Source organism: Pseudomonas triticifolii, from assembly GCF_014358015.1.
In the GTDB taxonomy this organism is placed as follows: domain Bacteria; phylum Pseudomonadota; class Gammaproteobacteria; order Pseudomonadales; family Pseudomonadaceae; genus Aquipseudomonas; species Aquipseudomonas triticifolii.
The window spans coordinates 1-11427 of the sequence record NZ_JACONV010000042.1; the positions used below are offsets into that span (position 1 = coordinate 1).

Genomic DNA, 11427 nt, shown 5'->3' on the forward strand with positions numbered 1-11427 from the left:
GTCCGTTGCGGTAAGGTTCGGTGGGGCAGCCACGAAGACCCCTCATTACAAGGAGCAAGACTCAATGGCCCTGTCTGCGCTGTTGTTCGATCTGGATGGAACCCTCATCGACACCGATGAACTGCATTTGATTGCCTTCAACCAGTTGCTGGCTCGCTGGGATCGCTCGATGGACATTGGCTACTACAAGGCACACGTCATGGGCTTTCCTGACGACATGATTTTTGCGGGTCTTTTTCCTGACATTGCCTCTTCGCAGTACCCGACCCTTGCTGCGGAAAAAGAAGCCATGTTCCGCGCCCAGCTCGGTGAAACCATTCCCGTCGTCGGCGTGCTTCACCTCCTCGACCATGCAGAACAACGCGGGCTGCGCACTGCGGTCGTCACCAACGCACCCCGGGAAAACGCCCTGGCCATGCTGACCGGCCTGGGCATTGCCGATCGATTCGAGATCATCGTGATAGGCGGGGAACTGGCCCACGGCAAGCCTCACCCCATGCCCTACCTGACCGCGCTGGAACTGCTCGGCGTCACTGCAGAGGATGCCATTGCCTTCGAAGACTCACTGGCCGGTGTCCAATCGGCCCACGCGGCAGGCATTTACACCTTTGGCATGCTGTCGGGATTGCAGGAACATCAACTCCGCGAAGCTGGGGCGCGCAGCGTGATCCGGGATTTCGAGGCGGATGCCTTGTGGCAATTCCTGAAACCGACAGCGTGATCGTCCATTTGCCCTGAAGCTTTTTCCGCGCCCGCACACTAAACTGGCAGCCGCTCGCCCCAAACCGGGGCAGCGTCTTTTCCTGAACGCCAAAAAGAGGCCGCTGTGTACAAAGGTGTCGTGCTGTCGGTCCTGGCGTCGGTGTTGTTCGGGGTCATGTATTTCTATACGTCGCTGATGAAGCCGCTGGACGGCCAGGAAATCTTTGGCTGGCGCATGCTGCTGACCGTGCCCTGCGCCACCCTGTTCATGGTGATCAGCGGCGACTGGAAGCTGGTGCGTGCGCTCGCAGCCAGGCTGCGCCAACAACCGGCGCTGTTCTTCGGGCTGCTGCTGTCGTCCGTGCTGCTGGGCGCGCAGTTGCTGATTTTCATGTGGGCGCCCCTGCACGGTCGCAGTCTTGAAGTGTCGCTGGGCTATTTCCTGCTGCCCTTGAGCATGGTTCTCACCGGCCGGCTTGTGTATGGCGAACACCTGTCTTACCTGCAGAAAATCGCGGCCGCTTTCGCAATGATCGGTGTCGGCCATGAGCTGTGGCGACTGGGCAGTTTCTCGTGGGAGACGCTGCTGGTCGCCGGAGGTTATCCGCTGTACTTCGTGCTACGGCGCAAGCTCAAGACCGACAACCTGGGCGGGCTGTGGTTCGACATGCTGTTCATGCTGCCCATCGGCCTGTGGTTCATCACCCGCGGCGATCCGATGGCGATTCAACAGACGCCCATGCTGTACCTGTTGATCCCGCTGTTGGGCGTAATCAGCGCCTCGGCGCTGGTCAGCTATATCATCGCCAGTCGCCTGTTGCCGTTCAGCCTGTTCGGGCTGCTCAGCTATGTCGAACCGGTGCTGCTGGTGGGCGTCGCATTGCTGCTGGGCGAAAGCATCAGCGGTGACGAGATGCTGACTTACATCCCGATATGGCTGGCGGTGGGCGTGCTGATTCTGGAAGGCGCCAAACACATGCTGGCCCAGCGCCGCAGGGATGCGGCCTGAGCCTCAATACTCGGTGAAACGCTCCAGTTGCATCTCCTGAAGGCGACTCAGGGTGCGGCGAAATGCGAATGACAGATAGCCCTCGGTGTACAGCTCATCCATTGCCACCCGGGCTTCGACATACAGCGGAATGCGTCGGTCGTAGCACTCATCGACCAACGCGATGAAGCGCCGCACGCCGTCATCATGAGGTGACAACTGCGGCAGTTCACGGTCCCCCGCCGCCACCTGTTCCACGCCATCCTCGGTGCCACGGGCGATTTTCGATTCGCGCTGCGCCGCGCTCAGGGACGGCACCTCACTGAGCAGGATCACTGAAAAGCGGTCACACAGCGCAATGAAATCCATCGCTGCCAGCGGCTGTTCGCACAGGTCGCGATAACGGCACCACACCGCCGTATCCGAGTGCTGGACCACATTGATGCTGCGATAGCCGAGCATGACCTGGGAATCATGTACGGGCTGCCCGGCGCTGAGCGCGTCAAAGATGCCCTGCAATGCGCCGGGACGTCCGGCTTCGGCGACCCAATAACGCTGATGCAACTGGCCGGGATGCAGCCGATGGTCTTCGCCACCATCGACCGCGACGACGTTCATGTATTTCTGGATGGCGACAATCGCCGGCATGAAGCGCTCGCGATTGTGACCATGGCTGTACAACTGCTCCGGCGGCTGGTTGGAGGTGCAGACCAGCACCACGCCCTCTTCGAACATGACCTGCAACAGACCGCCAAGAATCACCGCATCGCCGATGTCGGTGACGAACAACTCGTCGAAACACAACACCCGCACGTCACGGGCCAGCTCTTTGGCAACCACGGTCAACGGTTGCGAGGTGCCGATCAGCTCGAACATGCGCTTGTGGACCCAGCGCATGAAGTGATGAAAGTGCTGACGCCTGGCCGGGACGCTCAGGCTTTCGAAGAAGCGGTCCATCAGCCAGGTCTTGCCACGCCCCACCGGCCCCCACAGATAAACACCCTGCGCCCGACCGCGTGCTTCGGCCAGCGCCAGGTAGCAGGCCTGCAGTTGCCGGGCTGCCTGCAATTGCGCCTCATCGGGCTGAAAGCCACGCTGGACCGCACGTTCGTAAGCATCCAGAGGGGACATGGCTTCCATCAATCACACACCTTTGGCAACAGGAAAGACACTCAGCATATACAGGTTCAGGCGTGCTGCACGCCCGCGCGCTTGAGCAGCCGCCTGCAACGCTCGGACAAATGCACCACGCGTAGATGTTTGCCCGCCTTGGTGTAGCGCTCGCGCAGGGTTTTGAGGGCCGCTATGGCCGAGTAATCGACAAAGCTCAGGTGACGGCAATCCAGCGTGACCTGCGCCGGGTCTTCGGCCGGATCGAACTGGTCGAGAAACGGCGTGGTCGAGGCGAAGAACAGCGTGCCGTGCAGGTGGTAGATCTTGCTGCCGTCGGCTTCGATATGGCTGTCGGCGTAGAGCTCGCGGGCTTGTTGCCAGGCGAAATTGATCGCCGCGATGACAATGCCGAACAGCACGGCCGTCGCCAGATCCGTGAACACCGTCACCACCGTGACTGCGATAATCGCCAGCACATCGTTCACCGGCACCTTGCGCAGCACGCGTAACGAGGCCCAGGCGAACGTCTGCTGGGCAACCACGAACATCACACCCACCAGCGCTGCCAGCGGTATGCGCTCGATCAGCGGCGACAGGAACAGCACGAACATCAGGATCATCATGCCCGCCACCACGCCGGACACCCGACCCCGGCCACCGGAGCTGAGGTTGATGACGGTCTGGCCGATCATCGCGCAACCGCCCATGCCGCCGAACGCACCGGACACCATGTTGGCCGCGCCGAGCGCCACGCATTCGCGGTCCGGGTAGCCACGGGTTTCGGTGATTTCGTCCGTCAGGTTGAGGGTCAGCAGGGTTTCCAGCAGGCCGACCAGCGCCATCAATATGGCGTAAGGCGCGATAATGCGCAGGGTGTCCAGGTTCCACGGAATGTCCGGCAGGCTGAACATCGGCAAGCCGCCCGCAATGTGGGCCATGTCGCCCAGCGTGCGCGTCGGCAGATCAAGAAAATACACCGCCAGCCCGACACCGAGGATCGCCACCAGCGCGGGCGGTACGGCGCGGGTCACACGCGGCAGCACATAGACCACGGCCATGGTCAACGCGACCAGCCCCAGCATCACGTACAACGGCGTGCCGCTGAGCCAGGCTTCGCCGACCTTGAAGTGTTCCAGTTGGGCCATGGCAATGACGATGGCCAGGCCGTTGACGAAGCCGAGCATCACCGGATAAGGCACCAGCCGCACAAGCTTGCCCAGCCGCAGCAACCCGAACAGGATCATCAACAGACCGCCCAGCAACACCGTCGCCAGCAAGTACTGAACGCCCTGCTGCACGACCAGCGCCACAATGACCACAGCCATCGAACCTGCGGCACCCGACACCATGCCCGGTCGACCGCCGAACAGTGCGGTCAGCGTACAAATGATGAACGCGCCATAGAGCCCCATCAGGGGGTTGAGGTGCGCGACCAGTGCAAACGCGATGCACTCGGGCACCAGCGCAAAAGATGTCGTGAGCCCTGCCAGGACTTCGGCGCGTATACGGATTGTCTTCATGGATGACCTGAACGGCGTCTGCGGGACGACCCGCAGCGGTGCGAAAAAGGGGGCATATTACGCAAACGCGTCCCTATCGGCCACCGCTGCAAGGTTTCAGCCAGCGCATTGGCAGCCTGGCAGCCGCCGAACAGAACAACCTGCAGCCCATAAAAAAGCTGATGCGGGACCTGGACAACATCGTCAGCGGCTCAGTGTTCGCCGACGAAGGGCTTGCCCTGGTGCCAGGTCTTGAGGCCAACTACATGTCCACGGTACTGGCGCTGGTGCGTCAGGGCCTGGGCATGACACTGCTGCCAGAGTCGGCCGACGAGGGCCGCTCCGACACCACTCAAGTGCCCGTCGACCACCCGGGCGTCAGCCGCGAAACAGGCCTGATCACCCGCACCGGCCAGACCCTGAGCCCTGCTTCCGGAAGGTTTGTGGAGGTAATGAGAGAGGTTTTGAGCAGAGGTGCCTGTTGAGTCGCGTCTCGACAAACACAACATTGTGGGAGGTCTCACCACGTCTTCGTTTTAGTGCTGTCGCGCGGCAAACACCGGACTGTGGGAGCTCCTTCAGTACTGCGCAGACAACAGAACTACCCTCTAAAAACAAGGAATGCTTTCATGCAATGGAATCAAACGCTGTCGTTGCGAACCCTGCTACTGACCGGCCTCACCCTGACTTCTTCGCTCGCACTCGCCGAGGAGCAGAGCTCGACACTTGACGCGTTCGTACGAGACGCGGCCAGCAAGGTCATGCAGGAAAACAACATCGCTGGCATGGCGATTGCGGTCACCCATAAGGGTCAGCAACAGTTCTTCACCTACGGCAACGCGTCGAAAGAAACCGGTCAGCCCGTCACGCCTGACACGCTGTTCGAACTGGGTTCGATCAGCAAGACCTTCACCGCGACCCTGGCCAGTTGGGCCCAGGCCACCGGGCAATTATCCCTGACCAACGGCATTGACACTTATGTACCGCAATTGCGCGACACACGCCTGGGCAAGGTGCCGGTTTTCCACTTGGGCACGCACACAGCAGGCGGCTTCCCGCTGCAGTTCCCGGACAGGGTCCAGACTGCCGGGCAGATGATGGCGTACTTCAAGGCCTGGCAACCCGAGTACTTGCCCGGCACCCATCGGACCTACGCCAACCCCAGCGTCGGGCTGCTGGGGCTGGTTGCGGCGCGCAGCATGAAAATGCCCTTCGACAACGCCATGCAGCAGCGTCTGTTTCCGGCGCTGGGCCTGAAGAGCACTTACCTGACGGTGCCCGAGGAGCAGATGTCGCGCTATGCACAGGGTTACAACAAGCTCGATGAACCGGTCAGGGTCAACCCCGGCGTGCTGGCATCCGAAGCGTACGGGGTGAAATCCAGCAGCCGCGATGTACTGGGTTTTGTCCAGGCCAACCTGGGCGTGGGTCAGTACGACGCTCCGTTGCAACAAGCGCTCAAGAACACCCGAACCGGTTATTTCAAGGTGGGCGCAATGACCCAGGGCCTGATCTGGGAGCAATACCCGATGCCTGTGAAACTCGATGCGCTGCTTGAAGGCAATGCCAGCAAAATGGTGCTGCAGACTCTTAAGGCCGAGCCGATCAACCCGCCCCTCGAAGCGCAGCCCGACACCTGGGTCAACAAGACAGGCTCCACCAATGGCTTTGGCGGCTATGTGGCGTTCATTCCCCAGCAGCAACTGGGCATTGTGATTCTGGCCAACAAGAACTATCCGAATGAGGCGCGCGTGAAGCTGGCGTATCAGATTCTCGATCAGGTGCAGTGCCGGGACTGTAAACGCTAGACCTCCGGGTCCCGATCACCGGCCGCAAAATCCGCGGGCACCCGCCACAGGTACCACGCCGCAACGGTTCGAAACGGCGCGAACCGTTCGGCGAGGGTCGTCATGGCCTTGGGCGTGGGCTTGAGGTCCAGGCCATACAGCCGCCGATAGCCTTCGCTTACTCCGAAGTCACTGGCGGGCATCACGTCCAGTCTGCCCAGCCCGTAGATGAGCATCATCTCGACCGTCCAGCGGCCTACGCCCGGCAACTGCACCAGGCGAGCGATCAGCTCTTCGTCGCCCATGAGCATGGCCTCGGCCACATCCGGCACCGTGCCGCTGACCCTGGCAGCTGCGATAGCCTTGATCGCCCGGCACTTGGAGGCCGAAAATCCGCAGCCTCGCAAGCGCTGATCCTCCAGTTCAGCCAGTTGCTGTGGCTCGGGAAAGCCTGAGCCTGCAAACAACGCACGCAGTCGCATCACCATCGCGTCGCCCGCTTTGGCGTGCAATTGCTGATACGCGACAGCCTTGACCAGTGCCTGAAACGGGTCCTGAGCAGCGGTGACCGGATGCAGGCACGGGCCGACCTGTTCAATCAGCGATCGCCAACGTGCATCTATGTGTTTGAGCGCATCAATGGCTTGCCCGTGGGCGATTCGCGAGGATGCGTCGGGTACGGCTGACATCGTATTTTCCAGAAGATCTGCGAGCACAGGCGAACAGCACTGTGCCGCAGCAACGATCATTTCTGCAAATACGAGGCTCATTCTGGCGTTCCATCGCCGTGCCGGAAAAACCTGAACCTCGCCTGAACGACATCGCAAAAACTAAATTCAGACAAAAAACAACTATCCCCATTCAAGAATGAGTATCATTATGTTACGCATTATGTCAGGCCATTACCTTTGGCCGAGACGTGTGGAAACACACTCACCCCCAGTCTCAACCCGGTGAAATATGCTCGTTCCGTTTTTGATCATGTTGCGCGAAGGCATCGAAGCCGCACTTATCGTTGGCATCATCGCCAGTTACCTGAAACAGACCGGCCGCGGCGAGTGGATGCCTGCGGTATGGATCGGCGTGTTCCTGGCCGCCGCGCTGTCGCTGTTCGTCGGCGGCGGTCTGGAGTTGATGAGCGCAGAGTTTCCGCAGAAGCAGCAAGAGCTGTTCGAAGGCATTGTCGGCCTGATCGCCGTGGGCATTCTCAGCTCAATGGTGTTCTGGATGCGCAAGGTGGCGCGCTCTATCAAGCATGCGCTGCATGAATCACTGGACGCCGCCCTCACCGGCTCGAAAAACCAGACCTACGCGCTGATCGCCATGGTGTTCTTCGCCGTGGCTCGCGAAGGTCTGGAAACGGTCTTTTTCCTGCTCGCCGTCTTTCAGCAGAGCGAAGGCTCCGGCGCGCCGCTGGGTGCGCTGCTCGGCCTGCTGCTGGCCGTTGCGTTCGGCGTGGCCATCTACAGCGGCAGCATGCGCCTGAATCTGAGCCTGTTCTTCCGCTGGACCGGTCTGTTCATTCTGATCGTGGCGGCCGGGATTCTAGCCAACTCGGTGCAAGCCCTGCATGAAGCGGGCGTGTGGAACCACCTGCAGGACGTGGTCTTCGACATCAGCGCCTGGTTGCCGATGGACGGCCCGACTGGTTCGGTGCTGGCCGGCATGTTCGGTTACCAGGATGCACCGACCGTCAGCACCCTGAGCGTCTACCTCATTTACCTGATCGGGGCGCTGCTGCTGTTTTTCCTGCCGCACGCTCCGGCGGCCAGCAAAACCGTGCAGCAACACCCATCTTCCGTGACGAACGAATAAGGGCACCCATGTCGAACCGTCCCTCAGGGCTTTCCGAGAAAGCCCGGCCTCCCCGTGTCCTGCGATTGGCAGTCGCAGGCTCCGTGATCCTGATGATCGCTGCAGGCGGGTTGTTCTACTACGCCTCGCAGACGGCAGCCAAGAAGCGCGCCGCCAATGCCGGGAATGAAACCGTGGTCAACATTCACGCCCACAACTGCGAACCAAATGCGCTCACCGTGGCGGCAGGCAAGAACGCCTTTCGCATCGTCAACCGCTCCGAGCGAGCTGTTGAATGGGAAATCCTCGATGGCGTGCTGGTGGTCGAGGAGCGGGAAAACATCGCGCCCGGCCTGAGTCAGGTTATCAACGCCAACCTGGCGCCCGGCGATTACGCGATCACCTGCGGCCTGCTGAGCAACCCGCGCGGCACCCTGCACGTGACGCCCACGGCCGAATCCGACGCCAAGGCCAAAGCGCGACCGTCCATGACGGCTTTCATCGGTCCGCTGTCCGAGTACCGCGTTTACCTGAGCCTGCAGGGTTCGGCGCTTATCAAGGCCGTCACAACCCTGCAGCAGGCCATCGACGCCGGCGACCTGAGCGCCGCACAAGCGGCCTACCTGCCAGCCCGCGCCATTTACCAGCGCATCGCTCCCGCCGCGCAACGTCTGGCGGAACTTGACAACGCCATCAATGCGCGCGCCGATTACTACGAAAAGCGCGAACAGGACCCAGGCTTCAACGGCTTCCACCGCATTGAGTACGGGCTATTCAAGCAGCACAGCGTCGAGGGCCTGGGCCCGGTGGCGCAGCGCCTGCAGACCGATGTCACACAGCTCAAGCAACAGTTGCTGGCCCAGTCGCTGGCCCCGGAGCAACTCGCGGCCATCGTCACCCGCACGATGCGCAGCCTGGCCGACGTGCGCAGTAACGGCGAAGAAGAACGCTACAGCCACAGCGACCTCAACGGCTTCGCTGCCAACCTGGACGGCACGCGCAAGGTGGTCGATCTGCTGCGCCCGTTGTTGAGCAAAAGCGCGGGCACGCAGTTGCAGAATATCGATGCGGCAATGGCCGATCTGGACACCACCCTGGATGCGTTGAAAACCGATGAGGGTTATCGCCCTTATGACCAGGTCGATGCCGGACTGCGCAAAGAGATCGCGACCAAGGCGGCAACACTGGCCGACACGCTGAACACCATTGACCCGGCACTCGGCCTGTCCGGGCTCTGAGCCGAATTTTCAACATCAGGAGCACAGCACTGCACCATGAAAAACCATGACGCCAACAATGCACCTGCTTCGATTCAGCGCCGTCGCGTCCTGATGGGCCTCGGTGCCGCCGGGGCCGCACTGGCCGGCAGCAGCCTGAGCGGCAACGTACTGGCCGCTGCACCTGCGCAAGTCACAGAAGCGCCTAACAGCGAAAAGACCGAGGATCGCAACACGTTCCACGGCGTGCACCAGACCGGCATCGTCAACCCTCGCCCGGCCGCCGGCATGTTCGTGGCCTTCGACGTACTGGCCGCGGATCGTGAAGACCTCGAGCGCCTGTTCCGCACCCTGAACGAGCGCATTGCGTTTCTGATGACTGGTGGCCCGGTGGCGGATGTCGATCCAAAACTGCCGCCACTGGACTCGGGCATTCTCGGGCCGGTGGTCACGCCAGACAACCTGACCATTACCGTGTCGGTGGGCGAGTCACTGTTCGATGAGCGCTTCGGCCTGACAGACGTGAAGCCCAGGCGCCTGAGTCGCATGGTCGGTTTCCCTAACGATGCGCTGGAACCTGCCAGTTGCCACGGCGACCTGAGCATCCAGTTCTGCGCCAATACCGCCGACAGCAACATCCATGCGCTGCGCGACATCGTCAAGAACCTGCCTGACTTGTTGCTGGTGCGCTGGAAACAGGAAGGTACTGTGCCGCCGCAGGCACCTAAGAAACCCGGTCAGCCGCCCGAGAGCGCACGTAACTTTCTGGGCTTCCGGGACGGCTCGGCCAACCCGGACTCCAATAACCAGAAAACCATGAATGAGCTGGTGTGGGTGCAACCGGGCAGTGACGAACCGGCCTGGGCGGCCAACGGCAGTTATCAGGCCGTGCGCATCATCCGCAATTTCGTCGAGCGCTGGGACCGCACGCCCCTGCAGGAGCAGGAGTCGATTTTCGGCCGTGCCAAGAGCACCGGTGCGCCCATGGACGGCAAGGTCGAGACTGACGTGCCCAACTACGCCGCCGACCCGGAAGGCAAGAAAACCCGTCTGGACTCGCACATTCGTCTGGCCAACCCGCGAACCGCAGAGACCCAGCGCAACCTGATTCTGCGTCGCCCGTTCAACTACTCCAACGGCGTGAACAAGAACGGCCAGCTCGACATGGGCCTGCTGTTCATCTGCTACCAGGCCGACCTGGAGAAAGGCTTCATCACCGTGCAGACCCGCCTTAATGGCGAACCGCTGGAGGAATACCTCAAGCCTGTGGGCGGCGGCTACTTCTTCACCCTGCCAGGGGTGACCGACGACAACGACTTCATCGGACGCTCTTTGCTGGCGGCCGTCTCGACGTCCAAAACCGCATGACCTTCAACCTCCTCACCCGGAAGAGAACCATGAATAAGACGCCTCTGGCTTTGCTGCTGACCCTTGGCCTGCTCCAGACTCCGCTGGCCGCCTTCGCCGCCACGGCACCGCTGGATCTGGTAGGCCCGGTTTCGGATTACAAGATCTACGTCACCGAGAACATCGAAGAGCTGGTCAGCCACACGCAGAAATTTACCGATGCCGTGAAGAAAGGCGATCTGGCGACCGCCAAAAAGCTGTACGCACCGACACGCGTGTTCTACGAATCGGTGGAGCCGATTGCCGAGCTGTTCAGCGACCTGGACGCGTCCATCGACTCACGCGTCGACGACCATGAGCAAGGCGTGACGGCTGAGGACTTCACCGGTTTCCATCGCCTGGAATACGCGCTGTTCTCGCAGAACACCACCAAGGACCAAGGCCCGATCGCCGACAAGCTGATGAGCGACGTCAAGGACCTGGAGAAGCGCGTGGCCGACCTGACCTTCCCGCCTGAAAAAGTGGTCGGCGGCGCGGCAGCGCTGCTGGAAGAAGTCGCGGCAACCAAAATCTCCGGCGAAGAAGACCGTTACAGCCACACCGACCTGTATGACTTCCAGGGCAACATCGACGGCGCGAAGAAAATCGTCGACCTGTTCCGTCCGCAGATCGAACAGCAGGACAAGGCGTTTTCCGGCAAGGTCGACAAGAACTTCGCGACCGTGGACAAGATCCTGGCCAAGTACAAGACCAAGGACGGTGGCTTTGAGACCTACGATAAGGTCAAGGAAAACGACCGCAAGGCTCTGATCGGCCCGGTCAACACCCTGGCCGAAGACCTCTCGACCCTGCGCGGGAAGCTGGGGTTGAACTGACATTCAGCGGCGGACGTAGGGCTTCCCGATAGGCCTTACCACGCAAGAGCGTGGGAACGATCGCATGTATTCTGATCGCCCCCATGCTCCTCGCTCAGCGTTATA

The 11427-nt window shown here is 61.2% G+C and carries 10 protein-coding genes and 1 pseudogene; 8 read left to right on the forward strand and 3 right to left on the reverse strand.

Annotation, left to right across the window (positions count from 1 at the left end):
• Positions 1-64: 64 nt before the first annotated feature.
• Together H8S56_RS24325 and rarD are read left to right on the forward strand one after the other, a co-directional pair.
• Positions 65-721 carry an HAD family hydrolase gene (locus tag H8S56_RS24325; RefSeq protein ID WP_187520001.1) on the forward strand — a complete coding sequence of 219 codons (657 nt, stop codon included), beginning with the start codon at positions 65-67 and terminating at the stop codon, positions 719-721.
• Positions 722-826: 105 nt separating this feature from the next.
• Positions 827-1711 carry an EamA family transporter RarD gene (gene rarD / locus H8S56_RS24330; protein WP_187520002.1) on the forward strand — a complete coding sequence of 295 codons (885 nt, stop codon included), beginning with the start codon at positions 827-829 and terminating at the stop codon, positions 1709-1711.
• Positions 1712-1714: 3 nt separating this feature from the next.
• On the opposite strand, the gene zapE is transcribed toward rarD, so the two are convergent.
• Together zapE and H8S56_RS24340 are read right to left on the reverse strand one after the other, a co-directional pair.
• A complete protein-coding gene (gene zapE, locus H8S56_RS24335; RefSeq protein WP_187520003.1) occupies positions 1715-2830 on the reverse strand; it encodes a cell division protein ZapE in 1116 nt (371 codons plus the stop codon).
• Between the two features lie 47 nt (positions 2831-2877).
• The gene (locus H8S56_RS24340; RefSeq protein WP_187520004.1) at positions 2878-4323 is read right to left on the reverse strand and encodes a SulP family inorganic anion transporter; all 1446 of its coding nucleotides are present in this window, start codon (positions 4321-4323) and stop codon (positions 2878-2880) included.
• Between the two features lie 194 nt (positions 4324-4517).
• Here H8S56_RS24340 and H8S56_RS24345 point away from each other — a divergent pair.
• Both H8S56_RS24345 and ampC read left to right on the forward strand, forming a co-directional pair.
• A pseudogene (locus H8S56_RS24345) lies at positions 4518-4787 on the forward strand (LysR substrate-binding domain-containing protein); the annotation flags it as partial.
• A gap of 144 nt (positions 4788-4931) precedes the next feature.
• Complete coding sequence (gene ampC / locus H8S56_RS24350) at positions 4932-6110, forward strand: class C beta-lactamase (protein ID WP_187520005.1); 1179 nt, start codon at positions 4932-4934, stop codon at positions 6108-6110.
• Here ampC and H8S56_RS24355 read toward each other — a convergent pair.
• Positions 6107-6778, reverse strand: a complete 672-nt coding sequence (locus H8S56_RS24355; RefSeq protein ID WP_187520007.1) for a DNA-3-methyladenine glycosylase family protein — start codon at positions 6776-6778, stop codon at positions 6107-6109. The genes ampC and H8S56_RS24355 overlap by 4 nt on opposite strands.
• 271 nt (positions 6779-7049) lie before the next feature.
• On the opposite strand from H8S56_RS24355, the gene efeU reads away from it, so the two are divergent.
• The 4 genes from efeU to efeO (H8S56_RS24375) are packed head-to-tail and all read left to right on the forward strand — an operon-like array spanning position 7050 to position 11322.
• A complete protein-coding gene (efeU, locus tag H8S56_RS24360) occupies positions 7050-7904 on the forward strand; it encodes an iron uptake transporter permease EfeU (protein WP_024685269.1) in 855 nt (284 codons plus the stop codon).
• A gap of 8 nt (positions 7905-7912) precedes the next feature.
• On the forward strand, positions 7913-9121 hold the full coding sequence (gene efeO, locus H8S56_RS24365) for an iron uptake system protein EfeO (protein ID WP_187520006.1): 1209 nt from the start codon (positions 7913-7915) through the stop codon (positions 9119-9121).
• 36 nt (positions 9122-9157) lie between these two features.
• Positions 9158-10468: an iron uptake transporter deferrochelatase/peroxidase subunit gene (efeB, locus tag H8S56_RS24370; protein WP_024685267.1), complete on the forward strand. Its 1311-nt coding sequence runs from the start codon at positions 9158-9160 to the stop codon at positions 10466-10468.
• Positions 10469-10497: 29 nt separating this feature from the next.
• Positions 10498-11322: an iron uptake system protein EfeO gene (gene efeO / locus H8S56_RS24375; RefSeq protein ID WP_024685266.1), complete on the forward strand. Its 825-nt coding sequence runs from the start codon at positions 10498-10500 to the stop codon at positions 11320-11322.
• The last annotated feature ends 105 nt before the right edge of the window (positions 11323-11427 follow it).

Excerpts from the sequence above, each read along its gene's own strand:
- H8S56_RS24325 (WP_187520001.1), top strand. The coding sequence starts at position 65 with ATGGCCCTGTCTGCGCTGTTGTTCGATCTGGATGGAACCCTCATCGAC.
- zapE (WP_187520003.1), bottom strand. The coding sequence starts at position 2,830 with ATGGAAGCCATGTCCCCTCTGGATGCTTACGAACGTGCGGTCCAGCGT.
- H8S56_RS24340 (WP_187520004.1), bottom strand. The coding sequence starts at position 4,323 with ATGAAGACAATCCGTATACGCGCCGAAGTCCTGGCAGGGCTCACGACA.
- ampC (WP_187520005.1), top strand. The coding sequence starts at position 4,932 with ATGCAATGGAATCAAACGCTGTCGTTGCGAACCCTGCTACTGACCGGC.
- H8S56_RS24355 (WP_187520007.1), bottom strand. The coding sequence starts at position 6,778 with ATGTCAGCCGTACCCGACGCATCCTCGCGAATCGCCCACGGGCAAGCC.
- efeU (WP_024685269.1), top strand. The coding sequence starts at position 7,050 with ATGCTCGTTCCGTTTTTGATCATGTTGCGCGAAGGCATCGAAGCCGCA.
- efeO (WP_187520006.1), top strand. The coding sequence starts at position 7,913 with ATGTCGAACCGTCCCTCAGGGCTTTCCGAGAAAGCCCGGCCTCCCCGT.
- efeB (WP_024685267.1), top strand. The coding sequence starts at position 9,158 with ATGAAAAACCATGACGCCAACAATGCACCTGCTTCGATTCAGCGCCGT.
- efeO (WP_024685266.1), top strand. The coding sequence starts at position 10,498 with ATGAATAAGACGCCTCTGGCTTTGCTGCTGACCCTTGGCCTGCTCCAG.